16 protein-coding genes are annotated in these 15,990 nt (G+C 33.9%); 8 read left to right on the top strand and 8 right to left on the bottom strand.

Annotated elements, in window-relative coordinates:
* Window positions 1–5 precede the first annotated feature (5 nt).
* The 6 genes from KO509_RS04115 to KO509_RS04140 all read left to right on the top strand — a co-directional run bounded on the left by KO509_RS04115 (window position 6) and on the right by KO509_RS04140 (window position 6,809).
* Complete coding sequence (locus KO509_RS04115) at window positions 6–410, top strand: biopolymer transporter ExbD (protein ID WP_215972022.1); 405 nt, start codon at window positions 6–8, stop codon at window positions 408–410.
* A 3-nt stretch (window positions 411–413) separates the two neighbouring features.
* Window positions 414–1,031, top strand: a complete 618-nt coding sequence (locus tag KO509_RS04120; protein ID WP_215972023.1) for an energy transducer TonB — start codon at window positions 414–416, stop codon at window positions 1,029–1,031.
* Window positions 1,032–1,033: 2 nt separating this feature from the next.
* Entirely contained in the window at window positions 1,034–2,323 is a 1,290-nt protein-coding gene (locus KO509_RS04125; RefSeq protein ID WP_215972024.1) for a hypothetical protein, read from the top strand.
* A gap of 422 nt (window positions 2,324–2,745) precedes the next feature.
* Window positions 2,746–5,067 carry a PKD domain-containing protein gene (locus KO509_RS04130; protein WP_215972025.1) on the top strand — a complete coding sequence of 774 codons (2,322 nt, stop codon included), beginning with the start codon at window positions 2,746–2,748 and terminating at the stop codon, window positions 5,065–5,067.
* 179 nt (window positions 5,068–5,246) lie between these two features.
* A complete protein-coding gene (locus tag KO509_RS18260) occupies window positions 5,247–5,969 on the top strand; it encodes a DUF1456 family protein (RefSeq protein WP_215972026.1) in 723 nt (240 codons plus the stop codon).
* A 432-nt stretch (window positions 5,970–6,401) separates the two neighbouring features.
* A complete protein-coding gene (locus tag KO509_RS04140) occupies window positions 6,402–6,809 on the top strand; it encodes a putative zinc-binding protein (RefSeq protein ID WP_215972027.1) in 408 nt (135 codons plus the stop codon).
* Window positions 6,810–6,874: 65 nt separating this feature from the next.
* Here the strand turns inward: KO509_RS04140 and KO509_RS04145 are convergent, their stop codons facing one another.
* The 3 genes from KO509_RS04145 to KO509_RS04155 are packed head-to-tail and all read right to left on the bottom strand — an operon-like array spanning window position 6,875 to window position 9,470.
* Complete coding sequence (locus tag KO509_RS04145) at window positions 6,875–8,023, bottom strand: hypothetical protein (protein WP_215972028.1); 1,149 nt, start codon at window positions 8,021–8,023, stop codon at window positions 6,875–6,877.
* 47 nt (window positions 8,024–8,070) lie between these two features.
* Entirely contained in the window at window positions 8,071–8,370 is a 300-nt protein-coding gene (locus KO509_RS04150; RefSeq protein WP_215972029.1) for a DUF3301 domain-containing protein, read from the bottom strand.
* Between the two features lie 47 nt (window positions 8,371–8,417).
* A complete protein-coding gene (locus KO509_RS04155) occupies window positions 8,418–9,470 on the bottom strand; it encodes a DUF3549 family protein (RefSeq protein WP_215972030.1) in 1,053 nt (350 codons plus the stop codon).
* A gap of 92 nt (window positions 9,471–9,562) precedes the next feature.
* On the opposite strand from KO509_RS04155, the gene KO509_RS04160 reads away from it, so the two are divergent.
* Window positions 9,563–10,402, top strand: coding sequence for a pseudouridine synthase (locus tag KO509_RS04160; RefSeq protein WP_215972042.1), 840 nt, complete (start codon window positions 9,563–9,565; stop codon window positions 10,400–10,402).
* 78 nt (window positions 10,403–10,480) lie between these two features.
* On the opposite strand, the gene KO509_RS04165 is transcribed toward KO509_RS04160, so the two are convergent.
* The 4 genes from KO509_RS04165 to tal all read right to left on the bottom strand — a co-directional run bounded on the left by KO509_RS04165 (window position 10,481) and on the right by tal (window position 13,433).
* Window positions 10,481–10,870 carry a hypothetical protein gene (locus tag KO509_RS04165; RefSeq protein ID WP_215972031.1) on the bottom strand — a complete coding sequence of 130 codons (390 nt, stop codon included), beginning with the start codon at window positions 10,868–10,870 and terminating at the stop codon, window positions 10,481–10,483.
* 288 nt (window positions 10,871–11,158) lie between these two features.
* The gene (locus KO509_RS04170; RefSeq protein ID WP_215972032.1) at window positions 11,159–11,968 is read right to left on the bottom strand and encodes an alpha/beta hydrolase; all 810 of its coding nucleotides are present in this window, start codon (window positions 11,966–11,968) and stop codon (window positions 11,159–11,161) included.
* Window positions 11,969–12,133: 165 nt separating this feature from the next.
* Window positions 12,134–12,307, bottom strand: a complete 174-nt coding sequence (locus KO509_RS04175) for a DUF3545 family protein (RefSeq protein ID WP_215972033.1) — start codon at window positions 12,305–12,307, stop codon at window positions 12,134–12,136.
* 157 nt (window positions 12,308–12,464) lie between these two features.
* Window positions 12,465–13,433 (bottom strand): transaldolase, encoded by a 969-nt coding sequence (gene tal / locus KO509_RS04180; RefSeq protein ID WP_215972034.1) that lies wholly within the window; start codon window positions 13,431–13,433, stop codon window positions 12,465–12,467.
* Between the two features lie 231 nt (window positions 13,434–13,664).
* Between tal and yaaA the strand changes: the two genes are divergently transcribed.
* Window positions 13,665–14,438, top strand: coding sequence for a peroxide stress protein YaaA (gene yaaA / locus KO509_RS04185; RefSeq protein WP_215972035.1), 774 nt, complete (start codon window positions 13,665–13,667; stop codon window positions 14,436–14,438).
* Between the two features lie 14 nt (window positions 14,439–14,452).
* Here yaaA and KO509_RS04190 read toward each other — a convergent pair whose 3' ends face one another.
* A complete protein-coding gene (locus KO509_RS04190; protein ID WP_215972036.1) occupies window positions 14,453–15,217 on the bottom strand; it encodes a hypothetical protein in 765 nt (254 codons plus the stop codon).
* Window positions 15,218–15,990 lie beyond the last annotated feature (773 nt).

Here is a 15,990-nt window from a genome sequence, read left to right on the forward strand (position 1 = left end):
TTTTCATGGCACGTAAAAAAATTCGTGAGGACGAAGAAGCGGTAATTGATATGACACCGATGCTCGACATCGTATTTATCATGCTGATCTTCTTCATTGTAACCACTTCTTTTGTTAAAGAAGCAGGTATTGAAGTAAACAAACCTAAAGCAGCACAGCAAACTAAGCAGAAAAATGCCAATATCTTTATAGCAATTAAAGATAACGGTGAAATTTGGTTAGATAAAGGCCGTGTTGACATCGAACGTGTTGGTGCAAGGATTGAAAAATTACTTGCTGAACAACCGACCGATGTAATTATTATCCAAGCTGATAAAGACGCTAAACATGGCGTTGTTGTTAAAGTAATGGATGCAATTAAAGAAGCAGGAAGTGATCTTAGAATCTCTATTGCTGCAGCGAAGGGGTAGAGAATGGGACGCTTTTTAGTATCAATACTACTAGGCGCTGTAGTTACCTTTGGTCTATTTGCTTTTATGGCTTTCCTTGTATCTAGCGGTGATAGACACAAGGATGAGGCAAAAGAGAGTATAATCGTAGAAGTGAATACTACACCGCCAGAGTCTTCAGCAGAAACACGTCGTCGTGTTCCGCCACCGCCACCGCCGCCGCCTAAAGCGCCGCCAAAGCAACAGACTCCTGAGCCTGAAGCAAGTAACGACACTGGTGGTTTGCAGTTTAATATGCCAGGATTACAATTATCTGGCGCATCAACAGGCTTATCTGCACCAGGTGCAGGGTTTGGCCGTGACGGTGATGCAACACCAATTGTACGAATAGAGCCTAAATACCCTATTCAAGCAGCTCGTGATGGTAAAGAAGGTTGGGTTAAGCTTTCATTTACAATCAATGAGATTGGTGGTGTTGAAGATGTTACAGTAATTGAAGCTCAACCTAAGCGTGTTTTTGACAGGGAAGCGAAACGTGCACTTAGAAAGTGGAAATACAAGCCAAAAGTTGTTGATGGTAAACCATTAAGACAAGAAGGTTTAACAGTGCAATTAGACTTTAAAATGGACGGAGGGAGTTAATTATGTCGAAACAATTTACCCTTGAAAGTATGTCTTTTAAGAAAGTATCAACTTCTTTAGTTGTTGTTGCTTCTCTATTGATTGCGCAAGTGCCATTTGCTGAAAATGCTAATGCGGCTGCTGCTCAAGAAGAGAAAAAGAAACGTCCTACGCAGCTTGTTGGTCAATCTGTTGGTAAAAAGGTACAAAAAGCTTTTGAGGCTTATACAGCTGATGATATTGATGGTGCTTTAGTTATCTTAAAAGATATTGAAGCCAAACAAGATTATGATAAAGCCTATGTTTCTCGTTTTATTGCTGTTATGTATGCCACTAAAGGTGACCATGAAGAAGAAGCAATAAAATACCTTAAGATGGCTGTAGCTCCTGATATTTTAAATGAAGGAGATCATGGTGAAGCTTTAAAGTTATTGGGTGATTTGCAAATGCAAACCAAAGACTATAAAGGTGCTTTAAGTAATTACTATACTTGGATGGATTTTACCGGTAAAAATGATGGTGACACTTGGGTTAAAATAGCTCAAGCAAATTATGAGTTAAAACAATTGGATAAAATGATTGTTCCTGCTGATAATGCAATCGCCGCATTTGCTGATAAACCTAACCAAAACCCTTATATATTAAAATTAACTTCTTATTATGAGCGTAAAAAATATAAAGAAGCGATTGATGTATTAGAAACGGTAATTTTAATTTTTCCTGAAAATAAAACCTGGTGGACACAATTACCAATGTTTTATTTACTTGTGGAAGATTACCCTAAAGCATTACAAACACTTGATCTAGCTTATAAGCAAGGGTTTCTTGATAAAGAATCTCAGATTAAAACATTAGCAAGTTTATATTCTTCTAATGAATCACCTTATAAAGCTGCTTTATTATTAGAGAAGCATATTGCTTCAGGTTTAGTTAAAAGAGACGACAAGAACATCTCAACTTTAGCTAACGCTTGGCATGCTGCACAACATGTTAGTACTGCTGCCAAATATTATGGTGAGCTAGCTAAGATGACTGGTGAAGCACAGCATTATAGCAAGCAAGGCATGTTGTTGAAGCAAGACGAGCAATTTGCTAAAGCAATCCAGGCTCTAAATAAAGCCATTGATCTAGGTATTAAGAATCAAGGACGCTTGTATATGAGCATAGCTGAATCATATTTTTATCTTGAAAAGTATAAACAAGCTTATGCTGCTATCAATAAAGCTATAAAAGACCCTAAATCGCGTAAAGCGGCTAGTAGTTGGAAAGGCTTCATTGTAGATACAGCTAGACGTAAAAATGTTTCAATCTAATTAATATATTGTAACTTTTAATCAAAAAACCAGTACTCTTTAAAGGGGACTGGTTTTTTTATGTTTAATGATAAGTGCAGCAATAGTAAAAATTTAATTAGATCTTAATAATATAGCTAAATTTTATATAATACTAATGTCGATAATTCATAGTTTATATTGGCAATAGCAAACGGATTAATTAGTCGACCAGTTTAACCCAATCTCTTGTGCATAAGCTTTTTACTCTTTCTATATCCCTTATGAAGTTGTTCCATCCCTTTGAACACTGTTCAACAATATATATTCCTGTGTGGAGATAATTAGAGACGGAAATAATAAAATAAATTGTTACAAATTATTCGACTCACTAAAATAAATATATTATTCTGATTCAGTCTTTTATTCTAACAACAAAAACCGCCCATCCAGAGGAATATATTTTGTCATTTAATAAACTTGTCAATATAAGTAAAGCTTGTGCTTTTGCAATAGCCTGCTTAAGTATTTCTGTTTCAGCGTATGCAGATTCAGATGTTTTTTCAGACACTATTGTCACCATTAACCCAGAAAGTAATATAACTAAGGTTACCACTGAATTGTTAACCTTGAGTAATCAAGTACCGGAAGAGTTTGATGGCTTACCTGAGAACTCTTCTTTATCTCTAATTAAAGATTATCAATTATTTACTGGACAACATGTTGTTGAATGGGAAGTAACAAACCCAGATATGGACGATACAATAACACTAAAGCAAATCGTTTATGTTACGCCATTTGTTAGTTTACCTGCTACAGGTAAAATTGCACTAGAATCACCAGTAATTGATGGGGTTGCTACTTCAACATTTGATGTTATCCCCAATTTATCAACCACCAATATTAATCAAGACGAAGATATTATTATTACTTTTAAATTGAGTGGTACAGCCCTAACCAATAAGCTTGAAAACATATTAATAAATAATCATGGTGGTTACGATCCGGATGAAAAAACATTAACTATCGAGTTATCTATTAACAGTGACACAAGTAAAGTGGATGCACGTGATTTTAAATTCACTATGCAAAGTTATCTATCTCCATTACGGACATCTAAAGAAGCTAAAACCTCTGAATATGATTTTTATAATTTTAATGATATAACCGGTTGGGAAGATGGCGATATATTGAATGTAGAAATTGTTGAGATTATCAATGGTGCTATTGACAATGAAAATACAACAACAACTTTCACCATAACGGATGAAAATTTACCACCTGTTATTTTAGACTTTTATGCCTATACACCACAATGTTATGAACGCCCTGTGTCAGCTGTAGAATCGGACAAATCAGCGAAGGTAACCTGTGCTCAACAAAGTAGTAGAGATGTCGTTTTTAATGAAAACGAATCGGAAAATATAGTGGTTTTTATAGAAGGTTATGACCCTAACGGGGATAGCGTTAAGTTTGATATTTTGTTTAATGATAGTAACTCGGTAGGCTACCAAAATGAAGATAATTCGAGTACCTACTTCAACAATTATCATTACGTTAACCTTAGCGAGTATGGTAATGTGATTAACGTTGCGGCTAAACTTGAAGAAGAGAATAGAACTGACCCTCTAACAGCGATTTCAGGCCTTACTTTATATATAAGTACTCAAAATGATGATGTTATTTTAGATAGCGATAAAGATTCTGATGGCGATGGTATTAATGATTCTGCTGAAGGTGTTACTGATAGCGATGGCGATGGTATACCTAATTATTTAGATAATTCATCAGACCGTTCTACTTTAGCTCTTGTACTAGGCGAAGAGCCGATGAGAACTGAACCTGGTATACAGTTAAGCTTAGGTCCTATTAATTCTTTAGCGCTTGGGCAAGAAGCAAGTGGGGCGGCAGTGAATCCGAATGACCTCACTGACTATTTAGACAATGGTCAGCCAGTTGATCCTGATGATATTACTGATGAAGTTGGGATTGAGGAAAATTTGGATCTTTCGACTGGTTTTCTATTTATTGAGTTTATTGCGTCGAACTTAGCTCAAGCAGGAGACTCTGTTGCTGTTGTTGTGCCATTACCAGAAAGTAGTAAAATCCCTGTTAATGCCATTTATGCAAAATTTTTAACCCCTCGAAGTATTTATAATGATTTTATATTTAAATCTTTTGAAGTTGATGCTTATAATGAAATTCATTCTGCAGCACGTATAGACTCTATATGTCCTAGTTATTATGATACAAGCTGGAAAAAGGGCCTAACACAAGGACACGAATGTATTCGTTTAATTATTGAAGATGGTGGACCTAACGACGCTGACGGAGTAGCGAATAAACAGGTTGAAGATCCAGGCCTTTTGGCTGCATTAGCTAACACTGCACCGTTAGCAAGAGCTGTTGCAACTTTAGTACTTCTTAATGGCGGGGAGGAAGGTAAAATTGATGGTTCATCATCGTTTGATAGTGACGGCGACGCACTTACTTATACTTGGACGCAAATAGAAGGGCCAACATTAACAATTAAATCCGAAGGTAGTATATTAAGCTTTACAGCGCCTGTAGTTAACGCCTTAACGCGTGTAAGCGTACAATTAACCGTTAACGATGGTACTGTTGACAGTAATACGACTGTTGTTTCTTTTTATATTGAAGCTGGAGAGGCAGAAGCTATTGATGATAGCACTACGAATACATCAGGCGGTGGTGGATCTTTCACCTTGTTCGGATTATTCGCTTTATTGATGATTGTAGTAAGAAGAAAAGTATCGATTAATTAATGTGTTAACATTTTTCGTTAATTTAAATAAATGCCATTCATTGAAAGTGAGTGGCATTTTTTAATTGTAATGATTATCCCCCTAAGTTTAATAAATTCCATTATTTTATTAGTAGCTTAAAACTGCTAAAATAGATTTATCTCATACTGTGTATTCACACTTTTTTATTAGGAAATACTTTGAACAATAATGATGTTCTTCGCCGGTTACGCTACACTTTTAACTATAATGACAAACAGATGATAGCGATTTTCTCATCAGCAGGATTGATGGTTACTAGAGAGCAAGTAAGCCAATGGTTAAAAAAAGATAATGATGCTGATTTTGTAAGCTGTCAAGATGTCGAATTAGCTTCATTTCTAAATGGATTTATTAATGAAAAACGCGGTAAAAGAGAAGGGGCTCCAGCAACACCTGAGAAACGTTTAACAAATAATATTGTTCTTACTAAATTAAAAATCGCTCTTAATTTAAAAGCGGAAGAATTGATTGAATTATTAGCAAGTGTTGATTTTCGCTTAAATAAACCTGAGTTAAGTGCTTTTTCAAGAAGAGTTGATCATCAACATTACAGAGAGTGTAAAGATCAAGTTTTACGTAATTTATTACAAGCTATTGATAAGAAGCATCATGTTGCTAGAACAAGTAAAATTGAAAATAATAGTGCTGATAAGAATACACCTTTAGGCGGTAAGTCTCAAAAGAATAAGTCACATAATAGCAACACCCCAAATAATAACTTTAAAGCTAAAAATCAAAACAATGAAACATGGGTTGATGGTGCAAGACCGAATGCTAGTGCAATATATGAAAACCCTAATAGTAAAACAGATCAAGCAAAGCCTTCTCGTAAAGTATTAAAGTTAAAACCAGAAGATATTTACAAACAATCTAAGAAGTAAGCATATCTTTATAATATCCCAATATTATGTAAGTTACGGTTTCAATAGAGTGAATTAAACCATAAATAAGGCTATATCTAACCGATTAGCCTTTAAAAGTTAACTTAATATATAAATCCCATAGTCATCAAGTTATATAAGTACATAGCGCGCTTAGGGAGCATCATAACGTTTCTTCTTAAACTTTTTAATACTTGTTGAGTAGTTAGTGGTAAGTCACCTCTATTTATTAAAGTTAAAAAGACCAATTTAAAGTATCTTAAATCGAGAACAGGTCAAATAGATTAATTCATAGTTGATTGCTCTAAAGGTTGATATAAATCAAAACCAACTTTTTCGGCCTTGTTAGAATCAGAAAGTCGCGTTTTATATGGTGTTTAGACTCAGTTATATAATAACCGCTATCTATTCCTAAGCAAGGAGATTAGTTCCATGTCAGATAATCCAAAAAAAAATCCAACAATAAAACAAGGAAAACCAATAGTATATGCCTGCTCTGGGTGTTCTAATTTAGCCGAAATGGCTCATAATATATCGTTAAACCTTGATGATGATGGTATTGCCGAGATGTCGTGTGTTTCAGGTGTTGTCGGAAAAGTTATTCCTATGATGGAGCTGGCAAATTCTGGTCGCCCAATTATTGCTATTGATGGTTGTGATTTATCTTGTACAAAAGCATGTCTTGAATTGAGTGGTTTACATGCAGATTACTATTATCAAATTAGTGATTTAGGCTTTGAAAAACGCAGTAAATTAGATGACTCATTGACAGATAATGCTATTGCAATAAAAAGTATCTATGAGCAATTATTTGATAATGGAATAGGCTTTCAGCTTTAAATGAGCGCTAAAAGCCCCTTTTAGCAACAACACACAATACGGTGTTCTTAATTAATTGTTCTAATTTAGTATTCAACCCAGTGTGAATACTGGTTATTTGTTCCTAATGCTGCTTGACTGCCTTTTAATGAAAAATTATAACCACATAAAGTGAAGTTGCCACGAAATGCTAAAGCCTGAATAAGCTCTTGACTATCAAGAGGGGAAAAACTAGCAAAATAGTTAGAATTAATCCCATTACTCTCTTCCACTTTCACTGACAATGTACGTATTGGCTTTCCTTTATTAAAGCTAATTTCTTTACAGCTTTCATCTCCTTGTGCTGTTAATTGTGACCATAAAAGTGAATTTTCAACTTCATCAGCTTGCCAATTAATACTAATGCCAGAGTGCTCCGATAAATATAAGGTATAGTTATCGGGCATAGGAAGAGGGTGACTTCTTAAAATAGAAGGCAAAACACTAACTTGCTCTTTATTGTTATTTTGATTTATTAATGTTTCGTCCGCAGAGTCTAAGTAATGAATTAGCCATGAAGTACTAACACCAATTAAGGTTATGCCGATGATAGCCACTATAATTAATTGTGCTTTTCTATTGTTTAATAGGTTTAAGCGAATCAATTCACCAATATCAGTTTGCTTATTAGCTTGTCTATGATGAGAATAATTATCATCTTCAATTTTATCTGTTTGATTATACTCTTGACTACTATCATTATGGGTTTGTGAGTAATAATTGTTAGATGAAGTATCACTAACAAGTGTAGGTTCAATGCGATATTGTGATTGTGCACTCTTGTGGCTATTTTGTCGATATTCATTCATATCAACTGGGCCATAGTAACCCAATATATAGCTATGTTTGTTAGTGCTTTGATAAGTCAATAATACCGCAGAGCAAAGAGTTGGAAGAATGAGTAAATAATAACTGCTGCTCTGCTGAGATATGATAATAATGATGCCTACTAATAAAAAAGTTAAGCAGGGGGCCAATAACCACTTTTTATTGAGTTTCGCATCATGTAAGCGTCGCAGGCTTGTTAACCCAAGTATTAGAGAAAACATTACCAACAATATTAGCGGTATAATAATACTATTGCTAAAAGCAGATACTAGCATGACAAATAAAACATACACACCAATAGAAATAGTAAAAAAACGTGTTCTATTATCAAGACCGTGTAAACAAAAAAGTGACTTTAAAAACTGCACTATACCTTCCTATATAATTAGAGTTGGAATTGAAATAATTGATTTTATTAAACTCGATAAGGAGGAACATCAACATTATCTAATTTTAATCCATATAAACTCAATGTAGCATGATTACTGGACTCACCGTCGCCGCTAAACTCTATATCAAATAAGCTAAACCACACAAGACCATGTTTCTTATTAAATGTTAACCGGCTTGAACGTCTGGCAATAGCAATAAATTGTAACTGGCTTTGTTCACAATACCGAGTAGCATGAATAAGGGCGGCTTCAGCGACTTTTCTTAGGTAAATAAAGTACCAAAAAATTAAGCAGACAACTAATAAGTAGTAAATATTTTCCATAGTGTGTAGATATACCTTAAATCGTAAAGCCGAATAAATTGCTTTATTTAGTTAAATAGTTGGCCAATTGCTTGCGATAATGCATTGCTTCTATTGGGTGAACGCATACATTCAAAAACAATGGGACGAATTGATGGTATTGCAACCAAGTCTTTAAATATACTATTGAATAGAGCTTGATCTTCACATGCAATAAGGTGCTCAAAATAAGTAATCAACATCTTAGCGTCTGCAAGTACAGTCCAACAACGACCAGAAAGTGTAATTAATAGCTCAGCAGCGATTTTATCTTGTGCTAGCAGCATATTAATAAATTGTTCAACGTGAATATGGTGGCAATTACTCGCTAAACTACGAAGTAAATGTTGTTGTGTTTGAAGGAGGTTATCATTATTTTCGTTATTCTCTTTCATTAATGCTATGTTTTTTTCTAGTAAACTTATTAAAGTATTCAGTAATGCTGCAGGTAGACTTTCATTTTCTAATGCTCCACATAATGGAAATAATACTTCGGTAGGAAGGTGAGGTAGAGCATTTATCAGTTTTTCGCTGTTCTCTTTCTCATTTATACGCACGGCAAAGTCGGTAATACCCTGAACACCTACTACTTGCCAATTATCCCAACCAGATTCACCTGAAAGGTAAGTTAAAAATGGCGATAAATATTCACTCGGTGTTTGTTTTAGTTCAAAATTAATTTTACTGTTTAATGTAGCTAATTTGTACTGTGCAGGAGTATACAAGTAAGGATTACTTTTTAATAACTCTTCTTGTTTCTCATTAGCATCTTGCATTAAATTACTACCAAGAGCTTCAATGATAATAGCAATAAAATGGTTTCTTGCTCCTTGATTTAGTAATCCACGTTCATCAAGAGGAAATTTTAATAGCCATAAATATGGTTGAGGTGATTTTTTCTGCCAAAAAGCAATAGCAATACAAGCATGACCTTGTAAAGGCGTTGGGTATGGTATTTGATTTAGTTCTATTTTTTCAAATTGTTCTTTTGAGATTTTTTCTATTTTTCGACCAATATCATAAAGACGAAACTGAGAGTTCGATGAATGCAAAAGCTGTGAAATAGTATCTATAGTATTCATAAGGAGAATTAGTAAGCCAAAGTAAAGAAGGATTGAGTCTGCTCGCCATTATAGAGATAATGCGTTTATCTAGCAAAATTTAAAATGTGACTATGCCTTTACAACTTAATAAGCCAATTTCTGAAATAAGCGATCAAAAACCTGTTTTAACTATTCTATACCAAGATGAATATCTTATTGCCGTTGATAAACCTGCAGGGTTATTTGTACATCGTAGTTTTATGGACAAGAATGAAATCTATTTTGCTTTGCAGTTAGTTCGAGATCAAATAGGTAAATACGTTTATCCTGTACACCGATTAGATAGACCGACATCTGGTGTTTTGTTGTTTGCTTTAACGCAAGAGGTAGCTCAAAAAATGAATGAAGCTTTTGCTAGTAAATCAAATGAAGTGAACATTCGGGAAAATAGTACACAAGAGGCATATACCAATACAGAGTTAACAAAAACTTATTTTGCTTTAGTACGTGGGCACTTAGCAATGTTTGAGCACGATACCTTGATAGATCATGCGCTTAAGGAAAAACTAGATAAAATTGGTGATAAAAATGTTAGACGAGATAAACCCGCGCAATTGGCACAAACTAATTATCGCGTAATAAAGCAAGCAAGTTTACCAATTTCATTGGGGAAGTTTGATAGTGTTCGGTATTCTTTAGTAAGGTTAACACCAATTACAGGGCGTAGACATCAAATTCGACGTCACCTTGCACACTTACGTCATCCTATTATTGGTGATATAAATTACGGAGATAATAAGCAAAACCCGTTTTTTACGAATCACTTTGGTTTTAAGCGTTTAATGCTTATCGCTAAGTCATTAAGTTTTCTTCATCCTATTACTCATGAGAAAGTAATAATTAATGCTGCCTTCGATCAGCAATGGCAGTACCTTTTTAATACACTCGATTGGTCAGATGACATAAGTTAGATGGCTGCGATGTTATTTTATATATCACAGATTCTTTAACTGATTTTAATAGATGTCAAAATTGAAGTAGCTGCAGTTTTAGTTGGGGGCACTAATATTAATAGCATTAATATCTTGTGATATAAGCTGAGTATAGATATTTTCAGTTCTAACATTCGTTGTATCTGAATTTTTATCACCTCTTATTTTAACGGTATAATTCGAAAAATAAGGGCCATAACTAGCTCTTTCTTGCTTTAAGGCTAATATCATTGCTTGATCTTCTGGAATAGGTCTATTCAAAACCGACATCATTAACTCGTGATCAGAGCTTATTGATTTTTTGTTTGTACTTTTATTGATAGGTGTAAATTGGGTATGAGAAAAGTGCTTATTCATACGACTATTGTCATAACGATTGTCTGCAAAATTATTATTATTTACATTTTCCGTGGTACTACACGCAAATAAAAATAAGCACAAAAGCATACAAGTACTACTTTTAATAGTGCGTAAACTCAAACAGGGTAAACTTAAATAGTACATAACAAACCTTCACAGCAAAATAATCTCTATAACTATGTAAAGGCAAGTGTTATGCCAACTGAATTTTTGACACGGGAGCTCTATATTTTTTATATTTTAAGTTGTTGAAATAAAATAATAAAAAAAGTGTTTTTTTTGAGGCATAAGAGAGTTATTCTAAATAAAATTACTCTCTATAATAGGAGGGAAGTGCTAGCGTCAATTTTTTGATGTGTTAATTGCTTAGCTAAATTATTCTACTTTATTCATATCTATAATGCTTTTGATTAGGTTCGCTGTATTTTCAGGTTGTTCCAAGGGGAACATATGGCTTCCGGGAGTTGTGATTACATTAATACTTTTATTTAATTTAGCAAATTTCTTGAAGAATATATGAGGACATACATCTGTTTTCTCTGCGTATATTAATGTAGCAGGGATGTTAAGCTTGTTTTTATAACTCGATAAGTTATCTGCCAAATTTCTGAAAATATCAGTTTCTACTTGGGCTGAGAAAGCTAATTCTAATTGACCATTTCGTTCAACAATGCCATGTTTAACATAGTCGTTTAAGCAGCGTTCATCAAAATTTTTAAATAATCTTTTACTTGAGAATAACTTTGCAACATCGGTATCTAATGGCCAATGTGTTCTTCTTATTTTGGATTTACCCGAAGGGCTATACTTGTCAATAAAACGAGTATTCTTAACAAGTTTCATTCCTAAAGCGGTAGCGCCGGTTATTACAGGTGGATCTAACATAATTAAGCCTTTGAATAAGGCTGGTTGTTGGCAAGCTGCAATGAAAGCAATGACTCCACCAAATGAATGACCTACATTGAATACTTGTTCTTGATTATGTAAGGCTAATTGCTGTTTCACAAAGTTAATCAGTTCATCCACTAAGGGTTGCCAGTTATTTTCAACGGGATATCTTTCATCATGACCATATTTTTCATGTGATATGATTTGATATTCTGTTGGTAAATAATTAAATAGTGTTTGGTAGCTGCCGGCAGGAAAGCCATTCGCATGAACAAAGTTAATAAGTGTTTTTGACATATTACTGTAACTAGCCGTTTTTAATAATAAACTATTAAGAAGTTAAACGCTTGTTTGAATATTGTCAATCATCATTTTGATAGGAAACTACTTGTTGTAGAATTAAATGTTAAAAACCTGACTAAGTCAGGTTTTGATATTAAACAATTTTAATAGAAAATTTAGCTAAAACTCTTCTAACATATACTCCAGAGAGTCCTCATATATTAGTAATTCTTTTTCGAGTTGGAATTTATCTCTTAATTGTTCAATTTCTCGCCACTTCCTTTTATTTGTCGCTACATTTTTTCCTTTTGCAGGTTGACTAACTGATGCTAAAACTTGGTTTAAATTATCCATAAAAGTACCCCTTAATAGATTTTCTTTAAAAACATAGATCAATTGCATCTTTTTAATATCATACTTTTTAAGTGCTTAAAATAAAAAATGCACATTTTTTAATAAAAATGTGCATTTTAAATAGTCGTATCGGTTGATTTTACATCATTGATTCTTTTTATAGCATTTGTGCTAATTGTTTTTCAAGCTTCACTTGATCAATAGCAAAATTACGAATCCCTTCACTTAGCTTTTCAGTCGCCATTGCATCATCATTCATTTGCCAGCGCCATTCTTGTTCAGTTAATGGTGTTTCAGTAGATCCTGTATCATTAATGTTGTTAGCACTAAGTTTCTGTTCAACAGGTGCATTGTTGTTGGCTAATTCATCCATCAATTGAGGACTAATAGTTAACCTATCACAACCAGCAAGTGCTAAAATTTCCCCCGTATTTCTAAAACTCGCGCCCATAACAACAGTGTTATAACCTTTACTCTTGTAATAATTATAAATATCAGTAACAGAAATAACCCCTGGATCTTCATCACTAGGGTATTCAGTGCGACCAGTATCTTTTTTAAACCAATCAAGTATACGACCAACAAAAGGTGATATCAGATAAACACCGGCTTCCGCGCAAGCTCTTGCTTGTGCAAAACTAAAGAGTAATGTTAGGTTACAATTAATGCCTTCTTTTTCAAGCTGCTCCGCGGCTTTAATGCCTTCCCATGTTGAAGCTAGCTTGATCAGAATACGATCATTACTCACACCTGCTTCATTGTACATTGCTATTAATTTGTGAGCTTTAGCAATAGAGGCCTTTGTATCAAAAGATAATCGAGCATCTACTTCAGTGGAGATACGGCCAGGGACTGTTTTTAAAATTTCTAGACCAATTAATACTGATAACCTATCTGCTGCATCAATAACTTGCTGATTTTTATCATTAGATTGCTCTTTTGCCCAAATAACAGAATCAGATAATAAATTTTTATATAATGGTAATGCAGCTGCTTTTAATAATAATGATGGATTAGTAGTAGCGTCTTGTGGTTGAAATTTAGCTATAGCTTCAATATCACCAGTATCGGCAACGACAGTGGTCATTTGCTTTAATTGTTCAAGTTGAGAAGATAAGTTTGTCATGAATACGACCTATAGGTTGCTAAAATTAATTAATGGATTTGTATGATTAAATGTTACTACATAAATTCTGTTAATGTACCCCTTTACGGTGCAAATACTTAGCAAATATTCAATTGTTACTGATTTTCATACTGATCCTATTATATATTGTAATTGCTCCTTCTTACTTGAATTAAAGCTATGTTATCATTTGCTTTAATATGTTTATAAAATAATCGAAACGGAAATGTTATGCTAATCATTGTTTCTCCTGCAAAAAAATTAGATTTTGAATCCCCTTTAGCAACCACTAAAACGAGTCAACCAAGCCTACTTGAGCATAGCGAACTATTAATTGAGCGTTGTGTTAAGTTATCTTCAGATCAAATAGCCTCATTGATGAAGTTAAGTGATAAATTGGCAGGGTTGAATGCCGCAAGGTTTGGTGAATGGTCCCAACCCTTTACTACTGAGAATGCACGCCAAGCGGTCTTAGCTTTTAATGGCGATGTTTATAGTGGTCTTGATGCTCCTTCGTTTAGTGATGCTGACTTTGATTTTTCACAGAAACATTTACGAATATTATCGGGCCTGTATGGATTATTAAAACCATTAGATTTAATGCAAGCATATCGATTAGAGATGGGAACCAAACTTGATAATTGTCGCGGTAGCAACTTGTATCAGTTTTGGGGAAATATAATCACAGATGAGTTAAATGAAGTTTTAGCAGAGCAAAATAGTGATATTTTAATTAACTTAGCTTCTAATGAATATTTTAAAGTTGTTAATAAAAAACTATTAAATGCAAAGATCATCACTCCACAGTTTAAAGATTGGAAGAATGATCAATATAAAATTATTAGCTTTTATGCGAAAAAGGCGAGAGGTTTAATGGCTCGTTATATTATTCAAAATCAAATCACAGACGTTGAACAGCTAAAGAGCTTTGATTTAGCCGGATATCAATACAGTAGTGATTTGACTCAAGGTAATGATTTAGTGTTTACAAGAAAGTCAGTATAAAATTATTTATAGCCTTATTCTTCATTTGCTTTAGCTATATCTGCTTCCAATGCACCACCAGCAATTGCAGCAGCGGTTGCTGATTCTTGAGAGATCCCCGATTTTACTGCTGTTGATATAATTTCACGTGCTTTATTGCCACTAGATGAATTTACAGCAATACTAACAACCTCAGTATTATCGGGTGAAATCCTTAACGTGTCTCTAACAATACTAACCACTTGTTCGGGTAAGGCTTTAATTGCTACAGCAAGAATATCCAATATTTTTTCAGGGTAACTTTGCATTGTTGAGTCTACAATATGTTTAGCCATTATTGGCTCTGTAGTTATAGCAACACGGACAATATTTTCTAGTTTAGAAGGTTTATGTGAAACCGCTGCATTGACTATTTCAACAGCATAGGCAGGCTCTTCTGTCACTGCAAAGCTTATAATATCTTCAATGCTAGCAACATTAGATCTTAATATAATATCAATAACATCACTCGTTAATGCCGGCTCTGCTCTTATAGCACCACATATAATTTGTTCGTATTCTTGAGGATATTTCGCTACAGCTATTTTCAAGACTGAAGCTATTTGTTCTGGATAACTCCTAAGTAAAGCATTAACACTTCTTTCGACAGCCATTTCAGAATTAATCTGACGGTGGATAAGTTGATCAAACATCGTTGATAAAACTGCTATTTGTCGAGTTTGCTTTAAACTATATGCAGTACTATTAGCTGCAAATGAAAAAAGAAAACCAATTAAACATAACAGAGGTAGTAACTTCATAGTGGGGTTCCAATTGATTAATAAAAATTTCTCATATTGTTCCATCAACTTACATAAGCGAGAATACATTCAATGACACAAGTAAAAATAGTGTGATTGATATCTATAAAAGCCCAAAAGTAGCAGGAAGTCCATACTTTAGTCTAATAAAAATGCATTTAGTTCAATATATCTTCGAACGAATAAAAGTTTAAAGAAAAGTCTTGACCCTTTTTTAAAAATCTCTACAATGCGCTCCAGTTCCAAGGGGTTCAGGCAAAACGAATCATCAACGGGCTGTTTTAATAAGTTATCTACTTTCATTTAATGCTAAATAGTTAACTTAACGTTTACTTTTGATTTAAGTAGTGAAGTGTTTAAGAGTTTGCAAAAACTTTTAAAAAATCAAAATAAAACGTTGACATTAAAACTCGGAAGCGTATGATACGCATCCTGCTTCGGGGCAACAGCAACGAGCAACGCAGATTAAGTTAGACTTAACCTGCTCAGATGAAGAGCGAATGCGACTCTCATCTATATCGACTAACCTAGTTACTCGATATCTTCTTTAACAATTAGTTATCATGCAATTTGTGTGAATACTCACATTAACTTGTTTTTACATAGTTCTTCTTTCTTAGGAAAGCGGAACAAAAAAACGCTTAATGAATGATGTTCATGCAAATAAATATAGTTACTTATTTCTAGCGAGATAGGTAGCGACTATGTAATGCGATATCAGCTTTGCTGGTATCACGACAGAATTCATTGAGCAGTAACACATCATTTTACTT

The organism is Colwellia sp. C2M11 (assembly GCF_018860915.1).
In the GTDB taxonomy this organism is placed as follows: domain Bacteria; phylum Pseudomonadota; class Gammaproteobacteria; order Enterobacterales; family Alteromonadaceae; genus Colwellia.

Coding starts and splice junctions, on each gene's coding strand:
- KO509_RS04170 (WP_215972032.1), bottom strand. CDS start 11,968: ATGTCAAAAACACTTATTAACTTTGTTCATGCGAATGGCTTTCCTGCC.
- KO509_RS04120 (WP_215972023.1), top strand. CDS start 414: ATGGGACGCTTTTTAGTATCAATACTACTAGGCGCTGTAGTTACCTTT.
- KO509_RS04140 (WP_215972027.1), top strand. CDS start 6,402: ATGTCAGATAATCCAAAAAAAAATCCAACAATAAAACAAGGAAAACCA.
- KO509_RS04115 (WP_215972022.1), top strand. CDS start 6: ATGGCACGTAAAAAAATTCGTGAGGACGAAGAAGCGGTAATTGATATG.
- KO509_RS04125 (WP_215972024.1), top strand. CDS start 1,034: ATGTCGAAACAATTTACCCTTGAAAGTATGTCTTTTAAGAAAGTATCA.
- KO509_RS04165 (WP_215972031.1), bottom strand. CDS start 10,870: ATGCTTTTGTGCTTATTTTTATTTGCGTGTAGTACCACGGAAAATGTA.
- KO509_RS04160 (WP_215972042.1), top strand. CDS start 9,563: ATGCCTTTACAACTTAATAAGCCAATTTCTGAAATAAGCGATCAAAAA.
- KO509_RS04155 (WP_215972030.1), bottom strand. CDS start 9,470: ATGAATACTATAGATACTATTTCACAGCTTTTGCATTCATCGAACTCT.
- KO509_RS04175 (WP_215972033.1), bottom strand. CDS start 12,307: ATGGATAATTTAAACCAAGTTTTAGCATCAGTTAGTCAACCTGCAAAA.
- yaaA (WP_215972035.1), top strand. CDS start 13,665: ATGCTAATCATTGTTTCTCCTGCAAAAAAATTAGATTTTGAATCCCCT.
- KO509_RS04190 (WP_215972036.1), bottom strand. CDS start 15,217: ATGAAGTTACTACCTCTGTTATGTTTAATTGGTTTTCTTTTTTCATTT.
- tal (WP_215972034.1), bottom strand. CDS start 13,433: ATGACAAACTTATCTTCTCAACTTGAACAATTAAAGCAAATGACCACT.
- KO509_RS04150 (WP_215972029.1), bottom strand. CDS start 8,370: ATGGAAAATATTTACTACTTATTAGTTGTCTGCTTAATTTTTTGGTAC.